Annotated in this window: 20 protein-coding genes and 1 tRNA gene; 15 read left to right on the top strand and 6 right to left on the bottom strand. The window is 61.9% G+C overall.

What is annotated here, in order from left to right; all coding sequences use genetic code 11:
• The first annotated feature begins 303 nt into the window (after positions 1-303).
• Both ACIPHM_RS18225 and ACIPHM_RS18220 read left to right on the top strand, forming a co-directional pair.
• Positions 304-507, top strand: coding sequence for a hypothetical protein (locus tag ACIPHM_RS18225; RefSeq protein WP_400331094.1), 204 nt, complete (start codon positions 304-306; stop codon positions 505-507).
• A 318-nt stretch (positions 508-825) separates the two neighbouring features.
• Positions 826-1,086 carry a hypothetical protein gene (locus ACIPHM_RS18220; RefSeq protein ID WP_400331091.1) on the top strand — a complete coding sequence of 87 codons (261 nt, stop codon included), beginning with the start codon at positions 826-828 and terminating at the stop codon, positions 1,084-1,086.
• 971 nt (positions 1,087-2,057) lie between these two features.
• Here ACIPHM_RS18220 and ACIPHM_RS18215 read toward each other — a convergent pair.
• The 5 genes from ACIPHM_RS18215 to ACIPHM_RS18195 form a co-directional block, all read right to left on the bottom strand.
• Positions 2,058-3,278, bottom strand: a complete 1,221-nt coding sequence (locus ACIPHM_RS18215) for an ISL3 family transposase (RefSeq protein ID WP_400331088.1) — start codon at positions 3,276-3,278, stop codon at positions 2,058-2,060.
• A gap of 118 nt (positions 3,279-3,396) precedes the next feature.
• Positions 3,397-3,473, bottom strand: a tRNA-Met gene (locus ACIPHM_RS18210).
• A gap of 198 nt (positions 3,474-3,671) precedes the next feature.
• Positions 3,672-5,330: an MFS transporter gene (locus ACIPHM_RS18205; protein ID WP_400331085.1), complete on the bottom strand. Its 1,659-nt coding sequence runs from the start codon at positions 5,328-5,330 to the stop codon at positions 3,672-3,674.
• A gap of 171 nt (positions 5,331-5,501) precedes the next feature.
• Positions 5,502-7,106 (bottom strand): sensor histidine kinase N-terminal domain-containing protein, encoded by a 1,605-nt coding sequence (locus ACIPHM_RS18200; protein ID WP_400331083.1) that lies wholly within the window; start codon positions 7,104-7,106, stop codon positions 5,502-5,504.
• Positions 7,107-7,227: 121 nt separating this feature from the next.
• Positions 7,228-7,917 carry a response regulator transcription factor gene (locus tag ACIPHM_RS18195; protein WP_400331080.1) on the bottom strand — a complete coding sequence of 230 codons (690 nt, stop codon included), beginning with the start codon at positions 7,915-7,917 and terminating at the stop codon, positions 7,228-7,230.
• Between the two features lie 202 nt (positions 7,918-8,119).
• On the opposite strand from ACIPHM_RS18195, the gene recA reads away from it, so the two are divergent.
• The 8 genes from recA (at position 8,120) to ACIPHM_RS18155 (ending at position 16,811) form a co-directional block, all read left to right on the top strand.
• The gene (recA, locus tag ACIPHM_RS18190) at positions 8,120-9,184 is read left to right on the top strand and encodes a recombinase RecA (protein WP_400331077.1); all 1,065 of its coding nucleotides are present in this window, start codon (positions 8,120-8,122) and stop codon (positions 9,182-9,184) included.
• A gap of 255 nt (positions 9,185-9,439) precedes the next feature.
• The gene (gene recX / locus ACIPHM_RS18185; RefSeq protein WP_400331074.1) at positions 9,440-9,985 is read left to right on the top strand and encodes a recombination regulator RecX; all 546 of its coding nucleotides are present in this window, start codon (positions 9,440-9,442) and stop codon (positions 9,983-9,985) included.
• Between the two features lie 310 nt (positions 9,986-10,295).
• Positions 10,296-10,982: a DUF2889 domain-containing protein gene (locus tag ACIPHM_RS18180; protein ID WP_400331071.1), complete on the top strand. Its 687-nt coding sequence runs from the start codon at positions 10,296-10,298 to the stop codon at positions 10,980-10,982.
• On the top strand, positions 10,979-12,145 hold the full coding sequence (gene sucC / locus ACIPHM_RS18175; protein ID WP_400331068.1) for an ADP-forming succinate--CoA ligase subunit beta: 1,167 nt from the start codon (positions 10,979-10,981) through the stop codon (positions 12,143-12,145). The genes ACIPHM_RS18180 and sucC overlap by 4 nt, the downstream gene beginning before the upstream one ends.
• Before the next feature lie 84 nt (positions 12,146-12,229).
• Positions 12,230-13,111, top strand: coding sequence for a succinate--CoA ligase subunit alpha (sucD, locus tag ACIPHM_RS18170; protein ID WP_400331065.1), 882 nt, complete (start codon positions 12,230-12,232; stop codon positions 13,109-13,111).
• Between the two features lie 217 nt (positions 13,112-13,328).
• On the top strand, positions 13,329-14,057 hold the full coding sequence (locus ACIPHM_RS18165; RefSeq protein WP_400331062.1) for a TerC family protein: 729 nt from the start codon (positions 13,329-13,331) through the stop codon (positions 14,055-14,057).
• A gap of 239 nt (positions 14,058-14,296) precedes the next feature.
• Positions 14,297-14,818 (top strand): pilin, encoded by a 522-nt coding sequence (locus ACIPHM_RS18160; protein WP_400331059.1) that lies wholly within the window; start codon positions 14,297-14,299, stop codon positions 14,816-14,818.
• 196 nt (positions 14,819-15,014) lie between these two features.
• The gene (locus ACIPHM_RS18155) at positions 15,015-16,811 is read left to right on the top strand and encodes a Wzy polymerase domain-containing protein (RefSeq protein ID WP_400331056.1); all 1,797 of its coding nucleotides are present in this window, start codon (positions 15,015-15,017) and stop codon (positions 16,809-16,811) included.
• Positions 16,812-16,934: 123 nt separating this feature from the next.
• Here ACIPHM_RS18155 and ACIPHM_RS18150 read toward each other — a convergent pair whose 3' ends face one another.
• The gene (locus ACIPHM_RS18150; protein WP_400331053.1) at positions 16,935-17,771 is read right to left on the bottom strand and encodes a hydroxymethylpyrimidine/phosphomethylpyrimidine kinase; all 837 of its coding nucleotides are present in this window, start codon (positions 17,769-17,771) and stop codon (positions 16,935-16,937) included.
• Positions 17,772-17,984: 213 nt separating this feature from the next.
• Here ACIPHM_RS18150 and ACIPHM_RS18145 point away from each other — a divergent pair, with 213 nt between their 5' ends.
• The 5 genes from ACIPHM_RS18145 to ACIPHM_RS18125 all read left to right on the top strand — a co-directional run bounded on the left by ACIPHM_RS18145 (position 17,985) and on the right by ACIPHM_RS18125 (position 21,920).
• Complete coding sequence (locus ACIPHM_RS18145) at positions 17,985-18,155, top strand: rubredoxin (protein ID WP_006400971.1); 171 nt, start codon at positions 17,985-17,987, stop codon at positions 18,153-18,155.
• A gap of 24 nt (positions 18,156-18,179) precedes the next feature.
• On the top strand, positions 18,180-19,709 hold the full coding sequence (locus tag ACIPHM_RS18140; protein ID WP_400331036.1) for a hypothetical protein: 1,530 nt from the start codon (positions 18,180-18,182) through the stop codon (positions 19,707-19,709).
• A gap of 179 nt (positions 19,710-19,888) precedes the next feature.
• Complete coding sequence (locus ACIPHM_RS18135; RefSeq protein ID WP_400331033.1) at positions 19,889-20,458, top strand: YqgE/AlgH family protein; 570 nt, start codon at positions 19,889-19,891, stop codon at positions 20,456-20,458.
• On the top strand, positions 20,455-20,883 hold the full coding sequence (gene ruvX, locus ACIPHM_RS18130) for a Holliday junction resolvase RuvX (RefSeq protein WP_400331030.1): 429 nt from the start codon (positions 20,455-20,457) through the stop codon (positions 20,881-20,883). The genes ACIPHM_RS18135 and ruvX overlap by 4 nt, the downstream gene beginning before the upstream one ends.
• A 59-nt stretch (positions 20,884-20,942) precedes the next feature.
• Positions 20,943-21,920 carry an aspartate carbamoyltransferase catalytic subunit gene (locus ACIPHM_RS18125; protein ID WP_400331027.1) on the top strand — a complete coding sequence of 326 codons (978 nt, stop codon included), beginning with the start codon at positions 20,943-20,945 and terminating at the stop codon, positions 21,918-21,920.
• The last annotated feature ends 6 nt before the right edge of the window (positions 21,921-21,926 follow it).

The raw sequence follows: 21,926 nt of genomic DNA, 5'->3' as shown, positions 1-21,926 counted from the left end.
CCCAATTCCGCTCCGTCCGTGGCGTCAACTGCGCCTGAAGCTGCCCCTGCGTCGCCTCATCAAAGCTGGCAAGGGCTTCATCTGGACGCGCCCCTGACGGCATCCAATTTGTTTGCAAAACCATGCGCTCGCTTATCTCGCGAATCATGGATTACGACGGCCACCTGCTCCCGGCTTGCATCCGCGCCGCGTTGGGAAAATCGCGTACGTGCAAGTGAGTTCCACAACCGCATAGGTCCCGATATGACAGCCCCCGCGACCGAACTCTTTAATCGCACCGTGACCGCGACAGACGGAACCTGCATGTGCATTGCACGCGTCGGCGGCGTCAATGCAGCCGACACCGAACGCTTCGCCCGCATGGTCGAAGCTGCTGCGCTGCTCTACGAAACGGTGCAGGTGCTTGGGGGTGCGCTTGATCTTGCTTACGAGGCGCACGAACTGGCACAACCGGCTTGCTCCAAGTTCGCGTGGCAGATCCTGAAGAACATCAACCGTGGGGGCTAACGGTGGCGAATCAATCGATGCAGATGCTGACCTGCAAGCCCGTTCGCAACGCGATGACGACCACACCGATGGGACCGTCAGCTATGCCCACCTAAGAACGGCCAGCAATTCGCCATCGCACGCATTACCCAGGTCGCACCGAGTACCGCCGACACGCCGCTAGACGTCCCACAAATGGCGGGTTTCTGGACTTTGGCATTCACGATGGTTGTCGGGCTGTACGTCGTGAGTGCACATGTGGGTGCAGTTCTCGGCTTCATACGCCGGGGACAAGCCAGCGCGCCGGACGCATTCCGGCATCACTCGTAGGAGAAAACCATGAAGGAATCGCTTGAACGTCTGAAGGCAGTCGGTGCCCGTGCAGGTATTGCCACCGCAATGATTTTCGCGCCCTTTGCAGCACATGCGGAAGGTGGTGGCGGTAACGGCGCCGTCGATCTGAGCGCGATGACCAACGCCATTAGCTTCACTAACGTAGGTTTGGCCGTCGTGGCCGTCGTGGCCGTCGGGGCAAGCTTGGCGCTTGTTTACGTAGGCGTGAAAGGCGCAAAGATCGTACTCGGGTTCATTCGCGGTTGATGGGCGGTAAGTGAGGTAGGGAAGCGATCCGGACGCTTCCCGGTAACGAACTCCGAGCCGCTCGTCTTAGTCTGCGACGCAACGGCAATGCTGATCAACGCAAACACTACAGCGGCCATCGGCAGAAACCAGCTACCCGGACGGTAGAACCATCCGATTAAGCATGTCACGCAGCAAATGGCGGCCATCACCGCGAAGAACGCAATGCGAGCGTTATCTGCGATTGGAGAAAGATCAATCATTTCTGGAGAGGCTCCTATGCAGGTGGAATTTGCAAACCTTAGCCAATTGATATTGGCATTCGGTGTGTTGTGCTTGGCTGGCTCGATCGGCGGCGCAATGGTCGGAGCCCTGCTTGTCGACGTACTCAAGAGCTATTCCGACAAACAGAGAAAGCAACCTACAAGAGAAGACGTCAGCTAGTTTTCGATTCGATCTTCAGCTTATCGAATTAGCCCAATTTCTCGTGTGAAAAGGACACGTCATGCCATCTCAAGAACTCTGGAACCTGACGTTTTTTGCGTGGGGATTGGTGTGCGGGTGGGCGGTCGTTACGGGCTTGCGAGGGTAACGATGAAAAAGGCACTGCTCGTCGTCCTAATGCTCGCGTTGCTGTCGCAGCAAACCGCGAGTTCATTCGTTCCGCCAGCGGCCGGGAACTGGCTGTTCAATCGATCCATTGCCAGCATCATGCGAGAGGTCGCGAAACGACGTGGCATTTCCGCCGCAGATCCGAGAATCGCCGCCACGGAAGCGGCAATGTCCTCGCGACTAACGGCACTAAACGTTGCGTCGACGGGAGCGGCCGTTGGATTGACCATGCTGGGTGGGCCAGTTTGGCTTACGGTGTTGGCGGGCTTGGGCATCGTCGCCGGAGGAGCGGCTTTGTCTGCGTATTTGGGCAATCAGAGTATCGAAATCGATAGTAATGGCAATGGACGCGTATCTATCAAAATACCAAAGGAAAAGGTTCATCGTGAATTACCGGGGAAAGCGGCGCGGATTTTTAGGAAGAAGTATTCCTCGTCGCGGTATCCATAGGCTCGTCGCTTGATGACCTTAATGGTGTTGTTGATTCCCTCAACGATGCTGGTGTTTAGGGGATGCCGGCAGCGAGCCAGGATGCCGTGCCAGTAGCCTTGCAGACGTTGCGCAAACAATTTGAGTGCAGCGATGCCACTGTCGCTGGCTTGGGCTATCCACTGCTCCCAAGCCTTTTGTACCCAAGCCGGTTTTCGGTAGAACCATAGTCGCTTGAGTTCGTCACGCAGCAAATAGACGCAAAGCAACGGTTGATTAGCTTGCAGTAACTCACTCAGATGCACGGATTGTTCCTGCCGAAGATTCTTCCGATTGCGCAACAGCAGCCAGCGACTTGATTTGAGGACTTTGCGTGCAGGTCGATCATCCCGGAGCCGGTTAGCCTGATCGACTCGCACCCGGTCGATCACTTCGCGTCCGTATTTGGCAACGACGTGGAATAAGTCGTAGACGATTTCTGCTTGCGGGCAGTGTGCTTTGATTTCCAGCTCGTAGGCCGTTGTCATGTCAATCGCTACGGCCTCGATACGCCCGGCAACCCCTTCGGGGAGTTGCTCAAAGAAAGCCCGAGCGGTTTCACGCGAGCGGCCGTTTCCAATCCATAGCACCTGACGACTGAGCGGCTCGACGACTACTGTGGCATAGCGATGACCTTTGTGCAGAGCAAATTCATCCATCGCCAGATACCGGATCTGCGTCCAATCCGGCTCGACAATGCTCGCTTGTAGACGCGTCTTGTCGATGGATTTAACGGTATGCCAATCCAAACCATAGAACGCCGCGACGGCTTGCACATTGGTGGACTTGAGCAGAATTTCACAGGCTTTGGCGAAACGCTCTGTGACCCGTTGGTAGCGTCTAAGCCAGTCCAACTTCTCCAGCCTCGGGCCACCACAGTGTTCGCACCAGAGCCGACGACGCGGCACATGCAGTACCACTCGGTACTCGAACAGGGGAAGATCCCGAACCCGGCGCACCGTGGTCTCGTGAATCTGTGAGCAGCGCTTGCCGCACTGCTCGCAGAGCATTACACGGCTCGATGGCCTTAAATGCAGCGACAGCGTTCGGCTGTCCTGCGAAGGCCACTCCACCCGCTCGACTCGGTAGCCCGTCCAGCAACCCAGTGCCTCCAGCGCTTTTCGATCTAGCAATTTGTCCTCCGAACACCGTCTTTATCGATGCCAGATTATCAATTGCCACGAAAACCTCCACGGTTTTCCACGATGAACCAAAAAAAACGGCCCCCATTGCTGGGAGCCGCTTTAAATATGGTGGCGAATCAGGGACTCGAACCCCGGACCTGCGGATTATGATTCCGTCGCTCTAACCGACTGAGCTAATTCGCCGTAGAAGAAAGATTATAGGTAGGCCCCTATAGACTGTCAACAGGTATTTTGCGAAACCCTCAAAATAGTGGCGTCGGCGTCGCTCATGCCGGGGCGTGCGCTTTCCCGGACGACACCACAAATAACAACGCCGGGACCCGAAGGCCCCGGCGTTGTCGTTCCATCGAACTATTTCAACGTGTCCGGCAGGTCAGCCCGTCAGTCGTTGGCGTAGATGTCGACGTCCTTCGTCTCCTTGATGAAGAGCATGCCGATCACGAAGGTAATCAGGGCAATCACGATCGGGTACCAGAGGCCGGAGTAGATATCGCCCTTGGCTGCCACGATGGCGAAGGCCGTTGCCGGGAGGAAGCCCCCGAACCAGCCGTTACCGATGTGATACGGCAGCGACATCGACGTGTAGCGAATGCGCGTTGGGAACATTTCCACCAGCATCGCCGCAATCGGCCCGTACACCATCGTCACGAAGATCACGAGAATGGCCAGCAGGATCACGACCATCGGCTTGTTCATCTGCGCCGGGTCGGCCTTCGGCGGATAACCGTCTGCCTTGAGCGTGGCCGACATATCCGTCTCGAACGCCTTGGTCTTGTCCTTCGCGTCCGCCGCCTTGCCGTCCACCGACTGAATCACCTTGTCGCCAATCTTCACCGACGCCATGGTGCCCGCCGGCGCCGCTTCGTTGTGATAGTTCAGGCCGGCACGCGACAGGTAGCTCTTCGCGATATCGCACGAACTGGTGAACTTCGAGGTGCCCACCGGGTTGAACTGGAACGAGCACTCGTTCGGATCGGCGATGACCGTGATCGGCGAACGGGCCGTTGCCGCTTCGAGCGCCGGGTTGGCGTAGTGCGTGAGCGCCTTGAAGATCGGGAAGTACAGCAGCGCCGCGAGCAGACAGCCGGCCATGATGATCGGCTTGCGACCGATCTTGTCCGACAGTGCACCGAAGAAGACGAAGAATGGGCTGCCGATCAACAGGCCCAACGCGACCATGATGTTCGCGGTATTGCCGTCGACCTTGAGCACCTGTGTCATGAAGAACAGCGAGTAGAACTGGCCCGTGTACCACACGACTGCCTGACCCGCCGTGAGGCCGACCAGCGCCAGAATCACGATCTTCAGGTTCTTCCATTCGCCGAACGATTCCTTGAGCGGCGCCTTCGAACCCTTGCCCTCAGCCTTCATGCGCTGGAACGCCGGCGATTCGCTCAGTTGCATACGAATCCACAGCGAGATCAGCAGCAGAACGATCGACAGCACGAACGGAATGCGCCAGCCCCATTCGCCGAACGCCTCTTCACCCAGCACCATGCGGGTGCCGAGAATCACGAGCAGCGAGAGGAAGAGACCCAGCGTGGCGGTCGTCTGAATCCACGACGTGTAGAAGCCACGACGACCTTGCGGCGCGTGCTCGGCAACGTATGTGGCAGCACCGCCGTATTCGCCGCCGAGGGCCAGACCCTGCAGCAAACGCATGGCGATGAAGATCACCGGTGCGGCAATCCCCCAGGACGTATAGCCCGGCAGCAGACCGACGACCAGCGTGGACAGACCCATCAGTGTGATGGTGACGAGGAACGTGTACTTGCGACCGACCAGGTCGCCAATGCGGCCGAACACGATGGCGCCGAACGGACGCACCGCGAAGCCGGCAGCAAACGACAGCAGCGTGAAGATGAAGGCTGCCGTCGGATTGATCCCGGAGAAGAAGTGACGGCTGATGAAAGCGGCCAACGAACCGGCCAGGTAAAAGTCGTACCACTCGAACACCGTGCCCAGCGACGATGCAAAGATGACCTTTCTTTCTTCTTTGGTCATCGGCGCATGGGAGGTGGCTGTCGTTGCAGTAGCCATGCGGTTGTCTCCTGTAATGTAAGCACGCCCCTGGGACGTGCCCGGGTCGTTGCAACTGATTATTGGAGGGCAACCTTACCGTCGTCTGACGCCAAACTGACTCGAACCTTACGTTATTAGGGACTTACCCTCGTTTTTGGGCCGAAATGTGCCGCATTTTGCGTATTTCCCTTACGCATGAGGGTTTTCGATAGGCACCTCGGCGAGCGGTAACGTGACGCGAATGAGGGTGCCGGTTGCTTCGGGGTGCTGCGCGTCGACGTGATCGAGCACACTTACCTCGCCACGATGAATCTGCACGATCTCGCGCACGATGGCGAGCCCCAGGCCGCTGCCGTCGCTGTCGCTGCCGAGAATGCGGTAGAAGCGCTCGAATACGCGCGGACGCTCCGACACGGGAATGCCCTGGCCGGTGTCCTCGACTTCGAGATGCACGAAGCCGTCGGAGGGTTCATGACGCAGGCGCACCGTAACCTTGCCGCCCGCCGGCGTATAACGGATCGCGTTATCGATCAGGTTGTTGAGCAACTCGCGCAGCATGACCGGCTGGCCGGACAGATGCACCGGGAAAGGCGGCTCCTCGAAGCCGAGATCGATTCGTTTGGCGAACGCGGCCTGGAACCAGTCCTGCATGGCGCTGCGCGCGAGCAGGCTGAGATTGAGCGGCGTGAAAGCGGCGGCGTCGTTCGCGCTGTTCTCGGCGCGCGCCAGCGCCAGCAACTGATTGACGAGGCGCGCCGCCTGCTCGGAGCTCACCGCGATTTGCGAGAGCGAGCGGCGCAATTCGTCGGGAGACGTTTGACGCAAGGCGAGCTCGGCCTGCATACGCAATCCGGCGAGCGGCGTCTTGAGCTGGTGGGCAGCGTCTGCAATAAAGCGTTGCTGGAGTTTCATGTTCTGCTCCAGACGTCCGAGCAGATCGTTCAACGAATTGACGAGCGGGGCGATCTCCGGCGGCGCCTGACGCGCTTCGAGGGGCGACAGATCGTCGGGGCGCCGGGCGCGAATGTGTTCCTGCAATGCATGCAGCGGTGCGAGGCCGCGCGACAGGCCGAACCATACGAGCACGATGGCCAGCGGCAGGATCACGAACTGCGGCAGGATCACGCCCTTGATGATTTCGTTGGCCAGTTGGCTGCGTTTGTCGAGCGTCTCCGCGACCTGGACGAGGGCCATGCTGCCGGGCGGCGTCATGCGTGGCAGGTCGACGTAGGTGAACGCTACGCGAATGTCGTTGCCGTTGACGGTTTCGTCGCGAAACTGCACGACCCCTGGCTGCGGCCGGTCGTCTTCATGCGGCAGTGGCAGTTCTGCGGTGCCACCCACGAGCTCGCCCTTCGCGCCGAGCACCTGATAGTAGATGTTGTCGGTCGCGTCGGCGCGCAGCAGATCGCGCGCGGGCATCGGCAGTGTGAGCGTGACTTGTCCGCGATCCGAATGCACTTGCTGGGCGAGGACGTACGTATTGGTTTCCAGCGCCCGGTCGAACGGACCGTTGGCGATCGATTTCGCGACGAGATACGTCACGGCGATACTCATCGGCCAGAGGAGCAGCAACGGCGCGAGCATCCAATCGAGAATCTCGCCGAAGAGCGAGCGCGGCGGCGGCTCCGCTTCGTGTTCCAGCGGTGCACCGAAGCCGGGCCGTACAAAGGGATCGGCGAAAGGATCGAACGGGTCGCTGGGGTCGGACGGTTCGGACGGGCCGGTGGACCGGGGCGAAGCGTCCGGATCCGAAGGCGTGGCGCGATGGGGGTGACGAAAGCTCAGACGCATCGGGCGAGAGGTCCAAAGAGGCTGGGACGGCCGGGTGTCGGCGGTGGGCGCGGTTGCGTTGCGCCTCGCGTGCGTCGTCCCGCGCCGCTTGGCGAGACAGCGTCACGCTGCGTCGGCTGCATCAGGCCGCGTTGGCAGGCGTCGCAGCCGGCTTCTCCAGACAATACCCCAGCCCGCGGATCGTGGCGATGCGTACGCCACTCGGCTCGATTTTCTTGCGCAGCCGGTGCATGTACACCTCGATGGCGTTGTTGCTGACTTCTTCGCCCCAACCACACAGATGATCGACGAGTTGCTCCTTGGAGACGAGCCGGCCGGTGCGCAGCAACAGCACTTCGAGCAGTTCGAGCTCGCGGGCGGACAGGTCGAGCATCTGCTCATTGATATAGGCGGTGCGTCCGACCTGATCAAAGCTGAGCGGGCCGTGACGGATGACCGTGGAGCCGCCGCCCGCGCCGCGCCGGGTCAGGGCGCGCACGCGCGCTTCGAGCTCGGCCAGCGCGAAAGGCTTGGCCATGTAATCGTCGGCGCCGAGGTCGAGGCCCTTCACGCGGGCGTCGACGCTGTCGGATGCCGTCAGAATCAGGACGGGCAGGTGGGAGTTGCGAGCGCGGAGCCGGCGCAGCACTTCATGACCGGGCAGGCGAGGCAGACCAAGGTCGAGAATCAGCAGGTCGAACGTTTGCGCGGAGAGGGCGGAATCGGCTTCGAGCCCTGTCTTGACGTGATCGACGGCGTAGCCCCCCTGGCGCAGCGAGCGGGTCAGGGCGTCGGCCAGAATGCTGTCATCCTCTGCGATGAGAATTCGCATGGGCGTGATAGGCTTGTGTAGGCACCGTTGCCTGACGGCAGCGGTGTGTCTCCTGTGATGTTGCGGCGCGTGGTTCGCGGCTTTTTTTGTCGTTTCGGCGCTTTCGGACAACAGGCACTTGCAAAGAGCACTGGTTTTTTATACAGTACCGGCAGTCACGCCTCACTCGAGCCGTCTCGCTCATCATATCAAAGGACGATTCATGGAAGAAAGCAAGAAAGGGTCTGCCAATCTGTCGGCCGAGAAAGGCAAGGCGCTCGCCGCCGCCCTCGCGCAGATCGAGAAGCAATTCGGCAAGGGCTCGATCATGCGTCTGGGCGACGGCGAGGTCGAAGCGGATATCCAGGTCGTCTCGACGGGCTCTCTGGGGCTGGACATCGCACTTGGCGTCGGCGGCCTGCCGCGCGGCCGTGTGATCGAAATCTACGGTCCGGAATCGTCGGGTAAGACCACGCTCACGCTGCAAGTCGTGGCGGAAATGCAGAAGATCGGCGGCACCTGCGCGTTCATCGACGCGGAACACGCGCTCGACGTCGGCTATGCCAACAAGCTGGGCGTCTCGGTGCCGGAACTGCTGATCTCGCAGCCGGACACGGGCGAGCAGGCACTGGAAATCGCCGATGCGCTGGTGCGCTCGGGTTCGATCGACCTCATCGTCATCGACTCGGTAGCGGCACTCGTGCCGAAGGCCGAAATCGAAGGTGAAATGGGTGACTCGCTGCCGGGCCTCCAAGCGCGTCTGATGTCGCAGGCGCTGCGCAAGCTGACCGGCACGATCAAGCGCACGAACTGCACGGTGATCTTCATCAACCAGATTCGTATGAAGATCGGTGTGATGTTCGGTAACCCGGAAACGACGACGGGCGGTAACGCACTGAAGTTCTACTCGTCGGTGCGCCTGGACATCCGCCGTATCGGCTCGATCAAGAAGGGCGACGAAGTGGTCGGTAACGAAACCCGCGTCAAGGTCGTGAAGAACAAGGTATCGCCGCCGTTCCGCGAAGCGATTTTCGACATCCTCTACGGTCAGGGTATTTCGCGCGAAGGCGAAATCATCGATCTGGGCGTGAACGCGAAGATCGTGGAGAAGGCCGGCGCCTGGTACAGCTACAACGGCGAGAAGATCGGTCAGGGCAAGGACAATGCGCGTGAATTCCTGCGCGAAAATCCGGACATCGCCCACGAGATCGAGAACAAGGTGCGTGCATCGCTCGGCGTCACGGCGATCAACGAAACCGGCGAGATCGAAGCCAACGACGAGGCGTAATACGCCTGTGTTGCCAGAACGGCGGCGCGAAGCCACACAAGGCCTCGCGTTGCCGTTTTTGCTTTTCGGGTCGAGGTTGTCGGTGTCCGTCTGACGTCTGTCTCTGGTCCCCATTGGGTTTCGATGGGGGGAGCTTCAATTCGGGACTGCTGTTTCTGACCCTGGGCTCCGATGCCAACCTTCGACCTTCGACCCTAGCCGCCGAAGTCAGTCGCCTTCTCCACCGATTGCCTTTGATGGCGTTACGATGAGGTCATGATCAATCGCCGTCCTCCCCGAGATCCGAACGCTGTGCCGCCCCCTCCGGGCGACGAGGCCGTTGCGGCCAAGCGATCGCGCAAGCCCGTGCTGAGTCTGAAGGGCCGTGCGTTGTCCTATCTGGCGCGTCGCGAGTACAGCCGCGCCGAACTGCGCCGCAAGCTCGTGCCCCATACAGATGCCGAGGATCCCGAAGCACTCGATCGCGTGCTCGACGCCCTCGAGCAGGAGCGCTGGCTGTCGAACGAACGGTTCGCGCAGAGTGTGGTGAACCGTCGTGCATCTCGCATGGGCACGACGCGGATCGTCGGTGAGCTCAAGCAGCACAAGGTTGATGCCGAGACCGTCGCCGCGATCTCCGAGCAATTGCGCGAAACCGAACTCGCTCGTGCTCGCGCGGTATGGCAGAAGAAGTTCGGTGAAGTGGCCACAACGCCCGAGGCGCGGGCAAAGCAAATGCGCTTTCTCGCCGCACGCGGCTTCTCGCGTACCGTTATCAGCAAAATCGTGCGAGGCGCAGACGAATTTTCGGACGATATCTAGCGAACGTTCAGTCGCTATCGTCATGGATGTACGCCCATTCATCGACGAATCGCAAATGACGTCGACCATCGTGCCACTCGCTTCAATGCTCGCGTGACATGACGTTGAATCTCGCGTGACGCGTCATCCTTCGGTTATCGCCATATGGCGTCGCACCATGCGCACGCCGCGTTCGCAGTTTTCGATAATCCGACCGGTGGGTCGGGTAATTCCCCCTTATACGACGGGCTTCTGCTGCACTGCGGTAGGCGGGGCTGCCGCCTATGCTAGAATCAAGATCTTTCTGCGTTCATGCATTGCACACTTCCGCATGCCGCTCTCTGCGCCTGCCTCTCGTACCCTGCGTCATCGCCGCACGATCGCTGTTGAAGCGTTCTCGCGCGACGACGGTCTATGGGACATCGAAGCCTGTCTGACCGATCACAAGGATCGGGATTTTGCATTGGCGACAGGCCTTCGCAAGGAGGGCACGCCGATTCACGAGCTATGGCTGCGGCTGACGATCGATGAAGATTTCGAGGTGCATGACGCCGAGGCCGTCTCCGACTGGGTGCCATATCCCGGTATTTGCGATCAGATCGGTCCGGAATACCGACAATTGATCGGACTTAACCTGCGACGGGGCTTCCGGCGCGGGGTTCGCGAGCGCCTCGGCGGCGCGGCGGGCTGTACCCATCTGACAGAGCTTTGCAACGTCCTGCCCACGGCAGCGATTCAGGCCTTCGCCGGCGTGGTGATCCACACCCCCGACACGGCGCTCAAGGCCGCCAACGATGCCGAAGACTCGGCACCTCCTTTCCAACTCGGACATTGTCACGCCCTGCGGTTTGATGGCGAGGCGGTGCGCCGGTTTTACCCGCGCTGGTTCAACGGCCGCGCAAACGATCGAGCGAACGAGCCCACGACGCCCGTCACAACAGAAGCGGTGCGCGATGGTGCCTCGACTCGCAAGCTCGAACCCAAACTTCCAACTCAGCAAGAAGGGAATCACGCATGAAGATTCATGAGTATCAAGGCAAGGAAATCCTCCGGAAATTCGGAGTCGCGGTGCCCCGCGGCATTCCGGCGTTTTCCGTGGACGAGGCCGTGAAGGCAGCCGAAGAACTCGGCGGTCCGGTTTGGGTGGTCAAGGCCCAGATTCACGCAGGCGGTCGCGGTAAGGGCGGCGGCGTGAAGGTTGCCAAGTCGATCGAGCAAGTGCGCGAATACGCCAGCCAGATCCTCGGCATGCAACTGGTCACGCACCAGACCGGCCCGGAAGGTCAAAAGGTCAACCGCCTGCTGATCGAAGAAGGCGCCGACATCAAGAACGAACTGTATGTCAGCCTCGTGGTTGACCGCGTCACGCAGAAGATCGTGATGATGGGTTCGAGCGAAGGCGGCATGGACATCGAAGAAGTCGCCGAAAAGCACCCGGAACTGATCCACCATGTCGTCATCGATCCGTCGGTCGGCCTGACCGATGCGCAAGCCGACGACCTGGCCAAGAAGATCAGCGTCCCCGACGCTTCGATCCCGCAAGCCCGCACGATCCTGCAAGGTCTGTACAAGGCTTTCTGGGAAACGGACGCTTCGCTGGCCGAAATCAACCCGCTGAACGTGAGCAGCAACGGCACGGTCACGGCTCTGGACGCCAAGTTCAACTTCGATTCGAACGCCCTGTTCCGTCACCCGGAAATCGTCGCTTACCGCGATCTGGACGAAGAAGATCCGGCTGAAGTCGAAGCCTCGAAGTTCGATCTGGCCTACATTTCGCTCGACGGCAACATCGGCTGTCTGGTCAACGGTGCCGGTCTGGCCATGGCCACGATGGACACCATCAAGCTGTTCGGCGGCGAACCGGCGAACTTCCTGGACGTGGGCGGTGGCGCCACGGCAGAGAAGGTCACGGAAGCGTTCAAGATCATGCTGAAGAACCCGAACCTGACGGCCATTCTGGTCAACATCTTCGGTGGCATCATGCGCTGCGACGTGATCGCCGAAGGCGTGATCACGGCCTCGAAGGCTGTCTCGCTCAAGGTGCCGCTGGTCGTGCGCATGAAGGGCACGAACGAAGACCTGGGCAAGAAGATGCTCGCCGAATCCGGTCTGCCGATCATCTCTGCGGACAGCATGGAAGAAGCTGCCCAGAAGGTTGTCGCGGCTGCCGCAGGCAAGTAACCAGAACAGTCGAAGCCGCCGCGGCGCGCCGCCCCGAACGGGTGAGCGAACGCCGCCAGGCAACAGGACGAAGGAAATCAAGCAATGTCGATTCTGATTAACAAAGACACCAAGGTCATCACCCAAGGTATTACGGGCAAGACCGGTCAGTTCCACACCCGCATGTGCCGCGAATACGCGAACGGCAAGAACGCGTTCGTCGCGGGCGTGAACCCGAAGAAGGCTGGCGAAGACTTCGAAGGGATTCCCATTTTCGGTTCGGTGAAGGACGCCAAGGAACAGACCGGCGCAACCGTGTCCGTGATCTACGTTCCGCCCGCAGGCGCTGCTGCCGCCATCTGGGAAGCCGTCGAGGCCGATCTGGACCTGGCGATCTGTATCACGGAAGGCATCCCCGTTCGTGACATGATCGAAGTGAAGGACCGTATGCGTCGCGAAGGTCGCAAGACCCTGCTGCTCGGACCGAACTGCCCGGGCGTGATCACGCCGGACGAGCTGAAGATCGGTATCATGCCGGGTCACATCCACAAGAAGGGTCGCATCGGCGTCGTGTCGCGCTCGGGTACCCTGACGTACGAAGCCGTGGGCCAACTGACCGCATTGGGTCTGGGCCAGTCGAGCGCCGTCGGTATTGGTGGCGACCCGATCAACGGTCTGAAGCACATCGACGTCATGCAGATGTTCAACGACGATCCGGATACGGACGCCGTGATCATGATCGGTGAAATCGGTGGTCCGGACGAAGCTACGGCTGCCGAATGGATCAAGGGCAACATGAAGAAGCCGGTCGTCGGCTTCATCGCAGGCGTGACGGCGCCTCCGGGCAAGCGCATGGGCCACGCCGGCGCGCTGATCTCGGGCGGTGCCGATACGGCCGAAGCCAAGCTGGAAATCATGGACGCCTGCGGTATCAAGGTGACCCGTAATCCGTCGGAAATGGGCCGCCTGCTCAAGGCTGCGCTGTAATTCCCGCCGGATGACCGCATGACGGCCGCCAGAACCGGCGGCTGTGCAAGAAGGTCATGAAAAAGGGAGCCCAGGGCAACGGGCTCCCTTTTTTGCTATTGCGGCTGCGGTTGCGTGTTAGCCGTCTTATCCGTTTGCCCTCGTTGGCGTTGTCGCGCCTGCCTGCGCTGTCTCACTTGTCTCAATCGATCCATTTGTCCCCGAGGATATTCCCGCCATGCTTGCGTTTTTTGCCGAGCTGAACTGGGCCGCCGTCCTGCAAATCATCATGATCGACATCCTGCTGGGTGGCGACAATGCTGTGGTGATCGCGCTCGCCTGCCGCAATCTGCCGGCCAGGCAACGGTTGCAGGGCATTGTCTGGGGCACGATGGGGGCGATCGTGTTGCGCGTGATTCTGATCGCGTTCGCCGTGACGTTGCTCGCCGTGCCTTATCTCAAGGCCGTCGGCGGGTTGCTGCTGCTCGGGATCGGTATCAAGCTGCTGGTGCCCGACCATGATGCGCACGACAGCGTCAAGCCGGCCGACAAGCTCTGGACGGCGGTGAATACCATCATCGTCGCCGATCTGGTGATGAGCATCGACAACGTGATCGCCATTGCCGGCGCGGCGGAAGGTGCGGCCGATCACCATCAGTTGCCGCTCGTGATCTTCGGCCTGCTCGTGAGCATTCCGCTTATCGTCTGGGGTTCGCAACTGGTGCTCAAGGCCATCGATCGGTTCCCGCTGATCGTGACGGCAGGGGCCGCGTTGCTCGGATGGATCGCTGGCGGCCTGATCGTCACGGACCCGGGCATTGGTTATCTGCTGCATTTGCCGGGCGATGCGGCGCAATACACACATTACGTGGCGTCCGCGATCGGTGCGGTGCTGGTGCTGGCGATGGGGCTTTTGCTCAAGCGCCGCAGCGAAGCACGTCAGGCACGTGCAACCTCTTCGAAATAATCGAGTCCATTGCCGGGACTGCGCGTCTCGCGCCCGGGTGTTTTTTCGGGATATTGCGCGCTCGTTCGGCACTTCGTCAGATGAATCGTCCGGCAACGAATAGGACGATTCTCTCTACCCATACGGCGCCGACCGATTTTGATCTGCGGCAGGGTGTTCGCCGTTGGGGGTATGGCATACTCCGCCCACTTCCCCCCGATGTCCCTTTTGTTTTCATTGCTTTTGCAGGGAGTTACACAATGCGTCGTTTCGGCCGCCGGACTACCGGTATCGCCAAATCCCGGGGTTTCACCCTGATCGAGTTGATGATCGTGTTGGCGATCATCGGCGTGCTGGTCACGGCAGGGGTGCCGTATTTGCAGAATTATCTGGTGCGTGCACGTGTCGTCGAAGGGCTGGGCGCTGCGGCGTCGGCAAAGGCGCTCGTGAGCGAAAACGCCATGCATGGTGTGCCGTTCAACAGCGGCTGGCAAGCACCGAGTGCCACCGACAACGTGAGTGCGGTGACCATCGAATCGGTGAGCGGCAACGTCACGATTGCTTACACGCAGCGTGCTGGTGACGGCGCGATCGTTCTGGTGCCGACGAGCACTGGTGCCAATGGCAAATCGGAGGCGCTCGCGGTCGGCAAGGCGCCTGAAGGACAGATCATCTGGACGTGCTACGCCCAGGGCCGCGAAGGGGCGCCGGGCGGCGCAACGCTGCCGGCCAAGCTGGCCCCGCCGGAGTGCCGGGGCACGGCGACGAACGCGAGGTCCTGAGTCTGATTGGCTGGCGGCCGCACGGCACGGTGTTGCATTACGCGATACCACGTCCGGCCCGGCGGCCACCGCGGAACCTCCCCGGATTTACCGACGGCAACTTCACGCGCGTCAGGCATGAAATGGCTGCCCCTCGGGCGGCCATTTTTCGTTATGCTTGCGCATCTTCCAACCGGTGCACTGCACGGCGGCGACCTTGTTTCCTCCTTTGCTTCTCTCGATGATCGGGCTCACGCTGGCCCTGATCTGGGCCTTGCCCTATAACCTCGTCAAGCACACATATCCGATCTCCACGTTCTATTCGGAAGCGCTGACTTTTTCGCTTTTTGCGCTGCTCGGCGTGCTGTCGATGATTGCCGTGTGGCAGCGCGACGCGCGAGCGCTGCGCATGCCGCGCGTCACCTGGATGCCGCTGGCCTTTGTGGCCGTGATCCTCGTGCAGCGCGCCACAATGCCTACCGAGCTGCCGCAGTTGCTGATGACGGCGCTGCTTTATGGCGTTGCGATGATCGTCTCCGTCAACGCGGGCTTCTGGCTCGCGCAACTGGGCTGGCGTGGCGTGCTCATGCGATGGAGTGCCGTGGCACTCGTGCTGGGCGGCCTGTACGCCGTGGGCGCGCAGATCGTGCAGGCATTTCATCTCGAAGCGAATGTGCCGTGGCTGGTCGCCAAGTACACCGTGACGGCGGCGCGACGCCTGTTCGGCAATATGTACCAGCCGAATCATCTGGCGACGTATTTGTCGCTGGCGAGCGCCGGGGCGTTCTATCTTTGGTATCAGCGCAAGTTGCCGGCATGGCTGCTGCTCCCCGCCTGTGCCGCGTTCGACATCGGTATTTGTCTGACGGGCTCGCGCACGCCGTGGCTGCAACTGGGACTGCTCTCGGTCTTCGGCTTGTGGCTCGTGTGGATGGAGCGCGACGCGCAGACGCGCAACATGCGCCGTTCGATGCGCTGGTTCGTGCCCGTTGCGCTGCTGCCGGTGCTCGCATTGATGACCCTGTTCGTGGGCTGGGCCAACGTAGCGTGGGGGCTGCAACTCGACGGCAGTGCCGTGGCACGTATGCACCAGGCCGGGCAGGTGACGGGGCGTCTGAACCTTTGGGAATATGGCCTCGCGATCTTCCGCGAGCACTGGTTCTTCGGTGCGGGCTGGTCGAACTACATCGACGCACAGTTCGCGCTGGTCGACAAACTCGGCCCGGTGGAAATGGCGGACAACGCACATAACGTGTTGCTCGACCTGCTCGCGAAGACCGGCATCGTCGGCGCACTGGTCGTACTGCTGCCGTTGGCGTTCTGGTTCGTGCGCGCCGTGCGCGGTATCAAGACGGCGCCGATCGCATTCGCTTTCATTCTGCTCGGCATGCTTGCGATACACGCGTTGCTGGAGTATCCGCAGCACTATGCATTCTTCCTGCTGCCGGCGTTGTTCCTGCTCGGCTTGTGCGAGACCAAGGCCATCGATAGCGTGTCGCCGGCGGCTACCGGTGCCATCAACGGCGTGATCGTGCTGTTCGCATGCGTGGCGATTCCCTGGCTGTACCAGGACTATCAACGGGTCGAGGTGGCCTATCGCGCGGGCAAGATCGAGACGTATCGCACCGATCCGGCGCTGTTCTTCGCGCCGTACGGCGACTATGCGGTGACTGGCGCGTTGTACCTCAATCGCGATCAGCTCGACGAGAAACTGGCGGCGCATCGCGAAGCGCTGGCGCTGGGTGCCGGGCCGACCATGATCAAGCGCTATATCGTGTTGCTGGCGCTCGCCGGACGCGACGACGAAGCGCTTGAGGACATTCAGCGGCTGAAGAACTACAACATGCGGCTTTTCGAGGGGCAGTACGCTGCGCTGGTGCGCATGTTGCGTGCCCAGGGGGATGAACTGAAACCCTTCGTCAAACGCGTGATCGACACATGGGGACGGCCGACGGGCGAGTCTGACGAGGACGCGATGCTCGCACCGCAGCGTGAGACAGGCCGTCTATCGTGAGCCTGTCCCGATTCCCATGACACCAACACAAACGCCCGCGACATTCGCGGGCGTTTTGCATTTGGCGTCCGGCAGGCAGGGACTGCGTCGCTGCCGCTGGTGCGGCTATTTCTGGCGGAAGACTCAGGCCTCGGGAGCGTCGCTCTCCGGTTCGGTTTCTTCGGTGCGCGCCCAGAAGAAGCGGTCGGGGAAATGACGCCCCATGCCCGGGCGGAACGCGTTTTCCAGCACCTGTTGCAGATACTCCTGTGCTTCCCGTACCGCTTCGGGGACGGCGAGGCCGTTGGCCAGCATTGCCGTGACGGCTGCCGCCAGCGTGTCGATGGCGCCGGCCACGTTGTGGGGCGGACGGTCCCACGCGTCTTCCCGCACGATACCGCCGTCGCCGTACAGCGTGTGCGTGAACTGCGGCGCGTTGCTGTCGCTCACCAGCACGAACTCGCAGCCGTTCTCCAGCAGGATCGAGACGGCTTCGTCGAGCGAGAGGTTTTCGTTTTCGGTGATTGTCTGGGCGAGCGCGACGGCGCTCGTCGGGCTCACGACCAGCACGCTTGCCTGTGGCACGAGCAGGCTGGCCGTGGCTTCGCGCAAATCGTCCGCCGAGAGCAGGTGCTCGCCCGCCAGCCCGAAGTCGGGAGAGACCACGAGCGGTGTCTCGTCGTAGTCGGCCACGATCTCGGCGATGGCTGCGACGTTCTCCGCATTCACCGCGCTACCGACCTTGAACGCGGCCACGGGCATGTCTTCGAGCAGCATGCGCGCCTGATCGCCGATCCAATCGGGGTCGATGGGCTGCACGTCGTCGCACGAGCGAGAGTCCTGCGCGGAGTAACCGGTGAGTACCGAAACGCCGTAGCCGCCCATGCTCGCGAAGGTGAGCAGGTCGGCCTGAACGCCGGTTGCCGAAGTGGGGTCGGAGAGCCCGAAGGTCAGGAGAATGGGTGGGGATTCAGTTTGCATGGAGGCAGGATAGACGGCGATCTGGTCAGGCTTTGGGTTCGTTGGTACCATCACGCCTTAAATGCCCGTTTCGGAGCGCTTGAAAGCGCCGTGGGCAGCGCCCGCCGGACAATGCCCCGGCAGGGTTCCCACAAGACCGCCCGGCATGTCTGCCAGCGGACCCCGAAGCGGTTGACAAGCCATTGTAACGGAACGCTCGTCGCTGAAGAAAGAATGGAATACAAGAGCTGGATGTGCCTGATTTGCGGCTGGATTTACGACGAAGAGGCCGGTTTGCCCGACGAGGGCATCGCGCCCGGTACGCGCTGGGAAGACGTGCCCATCAACTGGACCTGTCCCGAGTGCGGTGCGCGCAAGGAAGACTTCGAGATGGTGCAGATCTGAGGCCGCGCGGCCAGGAGATGGCCTATGGTGATGCCTGAATTGCCCAGAGCGCCGCAATCGTCCCAATCATCCCAATCGCCGGAAGCGTCGGAGTTGCCGGAATTGCCCGAATCGCCGGAATCATCGGAAGCGTCACTCAACTCGTCCGTCAACACCGCAGGCGCTGCCGCGCGTGAGACGCGTGACGCTCCGTTGTGGCGGTTGCCAGAGGTGGCCGAGGCGCTCACCGAAGCGTCCGACGCCTGGTCCAACGGCCCGGCGGCGGCACTTGGTCCGCTGCGGCGTGCGAATCGTCTGCTTCAGTCGAGCGGTCACGCCGACTGGGCGTTGCATGGCGAGCGTCTGGTGCAGGCGATTGCCGAGGCGGCGTATGGCGAGCGAGGCAGTCAGGATGCTCAGCGCAACGCGCTGCGCCAGTTCGAGCGCGATATCTGGCAAGCGGGTGCTGCATCCGCTGCTCCAGCCTTCCCGGCCTTCCCGGCCTCCCCGGCCTCTCCTGCATCGAATCACTGGCCCGGCGCGCCAACGCCGGGTGAGCTTCGCATGGCAGGATGGGTGATTGCGCAGCCGCGTCTGCACGGCCTGCCCGCGGGAACGGCACCGCTGCGTGCCGACGTCGAGCGGGTGCTCCTGCGCTTGCTGCGCCCCGATGCCGACGCGACCGACACCACGGCAGCGCTGGGCCAATTGGCCGATCTGGCTGCCGATCTGCATCGCGCGGGCGCGTCCGCGCCGCTTGATTACTGGCGTCTGGCCGCTGCCTGGCTGCGCTTTGCCCGTGCGCCGTTGCGTCTGGCCGACAAGCGTCAGATCGGGCGGATGAACATGGCGCTGCGCAAACAATTGACCCGTCCGGTTGGCCTGGACGATGCTGGGGCGACCCCGGCATCCCCGGCATCCCCGGCCGCCGCTACGGCGTCCACGGCGTCGGCAGCGTCGACAACGTCCACGGCGGCAGCGAAAGCCCCGGCCGAGGCCGTGCCGGGTCACGATCTGATCGAGGCGCTGGCGACGTGGAACGCGCAAGCCCCCGACAGCTGGCTGGGGACATTGCTGGCCGATTTCGGCGTGTTGCGCCGTCCCAGCCATCTCCCCGAGCCGTTGGCCGACGCCGCACAGGCCGCCCAGAAGCAGGGAGCGGGCACGAGTTCGCGCGACTGGCTGCGCATCGGTCCACTGGCAGTGCGGCAAGACGTTTGTCAGACGTTCCTGAGCCTCGCGGATGAGGCCCTTCCGAATTTGAACGATCCGGCGGTGGCCGCGCAGATGGCGCAATATTCGGCGGCCATCGGGCTGGCACCGGTCGCGCGGCTTGCCGCTGCCGTGGCCGTCACCGGCGAACGGCTGGCCGCATCGCCCCCCGCGGAGCCGGGCGGACCGGCGGCGCTGGCGATGACGGTCAAGGCGCTGCGCGGCATGCTGCATCAGTTCGCCGCAGACACCTATCCCGAGTCGCGGCCCGACCTGATCGCCGAGATGGCGATGTGGCGTGAGCGTGCGCTGGATGCCAGCGTGTTCGGACAGCGGCTCGTCACCGGGCGCGACGTTCCGTGATAAAGTCGGCGCAAAGGCTGCCTTTGGCGGCCGATGGCCGTATCACGATGCGGAAAAAGTTCGTCCGCCGACCGGCCGACGGCAGGTGACATAGGGCCCCAGCGGGTGCCGATGCGTCTGCCGCGGAGCGCGATACCGGGCGGCAGACCGTCAAACAGGTTCCGATAAACTCTGGCCCTATGCCGAACGACCGTATCAATCTCACGAATCAGTTCCTCATCGCCATGCCCGGCATGGCGGATCCCACCTTTTCGGGCACCGTCGTCTATCTGTGCGAGCACAGTGAAAAAGGCGCGATCGGGCTCGTGATCAACCGTCCTACCGACATCGATCTCGCGTCGCTCTTCGAGCGGCTCGATCTCAAGCTCGAAATCGATCCTCTGGCGCATCAACCGGTCTTCTTCGGTGGCCCGGTGCAGACCGAGCGCGGCTTCGTGCTGCACGAGGCGACGGGCACGTCGTACAGCTCGTCGCTGTCGGTGCCGGGCGGTCTGGAGATGACGACATCGAAGGACGTACTCGAAGCCGTTGCCAACGGTGAGGGACCGAACCGCTTTCTGCTCACGCTGGGCCATTCGGGCTGGAGCGCCGGGCAACTGGAAGACGAGATCAGCCGCAATGGCTGGCTGACGGTGGCGGCCGATCCGGGCATCGTGTTCGATGTGCCGCCGGCCGAGCGTTTCGACGCTGCGCTCGGGCTGCTCGGTGTCACGTCGTCGATGCTATCCGCCGACGCGGGGCATGCATGACCGCTGGCAGTCGCACGGTGCTCGCTTTCGATTACGGCGAGCGCCGCATCGGCGTGGCAATCGGTAATCTGTTCCTGCGCGAGGCTCGCGCGCTCACTGTCCTCGCGAATCTCAACCGCGAAGTCCGCTTCGCCGAGACCGGCAAGCTCATTGCCGAGTGGGAGCCCGAGCTCATCGTCGTTGGCCTGCCGTTGCATCCCGACGGCACGCCGCACGAAATGACACAACTGGCCAAGCGCTTCGGCAATCAACTCAACGGGCGATTCAATGTGCCGGTGATCTGGGTGGACGAACGCTATTCGTCGGTCGCCGCTGCGGCGGCGCTGGCCGAAGCGGGCACCAAGGTCTCGCGAAAGACTTCCCTCGACGCCGAATCTGCCCGCATCATCCTCCAGCAGTATTTCGACGAGCATGTGCCTGCCTGACACCCCCCCGTTCCACGTCACGCTGGCGGCGTACTGCCGCGCCGTCACGGAGACGCTGCATGGCTAACGGAATTCTCGGCCGTCGCGGCCACCCCCAACTCAACCGCAACGGCGAGCTGAAGCATTTGCTGACGGTCGAAGGGTTGCCGCGGGCCGTGCTCACTCACATTCTCGATACGGCCACGCAGTTCGTCAGCGTGAACGATGCCGACGTCAAGAAAGTGCCGTTGCTGAGCGGCAAGTCGGTCTTCAATCTGTTCTTCGAGAATTCAACGCGTACGCGCACAACGTTCGAGATTGCCGCTGCGCGCTTGTCGGCCGATGTGCTCAATCTGAATATCAACGCGTCGTCGACAAGCAAGGGCGAAACGCTGCTCGACACCATCGGCAATCTATCGGCGATGCACGCGGATCTGTTCGTCGTGCGTCATGCGCAGGCGGGCGCACCGTACCTGATTGCCGAGCATTGCGCGCCGCACGTGCACGTCATCAACGCGGGCGACGGACGTCATGCGCATCCCACACAGGGCTTGCTCGACATGTACACGATTCGCCATCACAAGGGCGAATTCCAGAATCTGACGGTCGCGATCGTTGGCGACATTCTGCACTCGCGCGTGGCGCGCTCCGACATCCACGCACTCACCACGCTCGGCGTGCCGGAAGTGCGCGCCATCGGCCCGCGCACGCTCTTGCCCACTGGGCTTGAGCAACTCGGCGTGCGTGTGTTCCACGATATGAACGAAGGGATGCGCGATGTCGACGTTGTCATCATGCTGCGTCTGCAAAACGAGCGGATGAACGGGGCGCTGCTGCCGTCGGCGGCCGAATACTTCGAGTCCTACGGTCTGACGCCAGCGCGTCTGGCGCTCGCCAGGCCCGACGCCATCGTCATGCATCCCGGCCCGATGAACCGGGGCGTGGAGATCGACTCGGCTGTCGCGGACGGCCCACAGTCGGTCATTCTCGAACAAGTGTCGTTCGGTATTGCCGTGCGGATGGCGGTGATGAGCATCGTCGCCGCGAACAACGGGTAAGCGCCC

This window comes from Pandoraea sp. NPDC087047 (assembly GCF_044745225.1).
Classification (GTDB): domain Bacteria; phylum Pseudomonadota; class Gammaproteobacteria; order Burkholderiales; family Burkholderiaceae; genus Pandoraea.
The sequence above is the reverse complement of the archived record's forward strand: the minus strand, read 5'-3'. Positions and strand labels throughout refer to the sequence as shown.

Excerpts from the sequence above, each read along its gene's own strand:
- ACIPHM_RS18225 (WP_400331094.1), top strand. The coding sequence starts at position 304 with ATGTGCATTGCACGCGTCGGCGGCGTCAATGCAGCCGACACCGAACGC.
- ACIPHM_RS18220 (WP_400331091.1), top strand. The coding sequence starts at position 826 with ATGAAGGAATCGCTTGAACGTCTGAAGGCAGTCGGTGCCCGTGCAGGT.
- ACIPHM_RS18205 (WP_400331085.1), bottom strand. The coding sequence starts at position 5,330 with ATGGCTACTGCAACGACAGCCACCTCCCATGCGCCGATGACCAAAGAA.
- ACIPHM_RS18200 (WP_400331083.1), bottom strand. The coding sequence starts at position 7,106 with ATGCGTCTGAGCTTTCGTCACCCCCATCGCGCCACGCCTTCGGATCCG.
- ACIPHM_RS18195 (WP_400331080.1), bottom strand. The coding sequence starts at position 7,917 with ATGCGAATTCTCATCGCAGAGGATGACAGCATTCTGGCCGACGCCCTG.
- recA (WP_400331077.1), top strand. The coding sequence starts at position 8,120 with ATGGAAGAAAGCAAGAAAGGGTCTGCCAATCTGTCGGCCGAGAAAGGC.
- recX (WP_400331074.1), top strand. The coding sequence starts at position 9,440 with ATGATCAATCGCCGTCCTCCCCGAGATCCGAACGCTGTGCCGCCCCCT.
- ACIPHM_RS18180 (WP_400331071.1), top strand. The coding sequence starts at position 10,296 with ATGCCGCTCTCTGCGCCTGCCTCTCGTACCCTGCGTCATCGCCGCACG.
- sucC (WP_400331068.1), top strand. The coding sequence starts at position 10,979 with ATGAAGATTCATGAGTATCAAGGCAAGGAAATCCTCCGGAAATTCGGA.
- sucD (WP_400331065.1), top strand. The coding sequence starts at position 12,230 with ATGTCGATTCTGATTAACAAAGACACCAAGGTCATCACCCAAGGTATT.
- ACIPHM_RS18165 (WP_400331062.1), top strand. The coding sequence starts at position 13,329 with ATGCTTGCGTTTTTTGCCGAGCTGAACTGGGCCGCCGTCCTGCAAATC.
- ACIPHM_RS18160 (WP_400331059.1), top strand. The coding sequence starts at position 14,297 with ATGCGTCGTTTCGGCCGCCGGACTACCGGTATCGCCAAATCCCGGGGT.
- ACIPHM_RS18150 (WP_400331053.1), bottom strand. The coding sequence starts at position 17,771 with ATGCAAACTGAATCCCCACCCATTCTCCTGACCTTCGGGCTCTCCGAC.
- ACIPHM_RS18145 (WP_006400971.1), top strand. The coding sequence starts at position 17,985 with ATGGAATACAAGAGCTGGATGTGCCTGATTTGCGGCTGGATTTACGAC.
- ACIPHM_RS18140 (WP_400331036.1), top strand. The coding sequence starts at position 18,180 with ATGGTGATGCCTGAATTGCCCAGAGCGCCGCAATCGTCCCAATCATCC.
- ACIPHM_RS18135 (WP_400331033.1), top strand. The coding sequence starts at position 19,889 with ATGCCGAACGACCGTATCAATCTCACGAATCAGTTCCTCATCGCCATG.
- ruvX (WP_400331030.1), top strand. The coding sequence starts at position 20,455 with ATGACCGCTGGCAGTCGCACGGTGCTCGCTTTCGATTACGGCGAGCGC.
- ACIPHM_RS18125 (WP_400331027.1), top strand. The coding sequence starts at position 20,943 with ATGGCTAACGGAATTCTCGGCCGTCGCGGCCACCCCCAACTCAACCGC.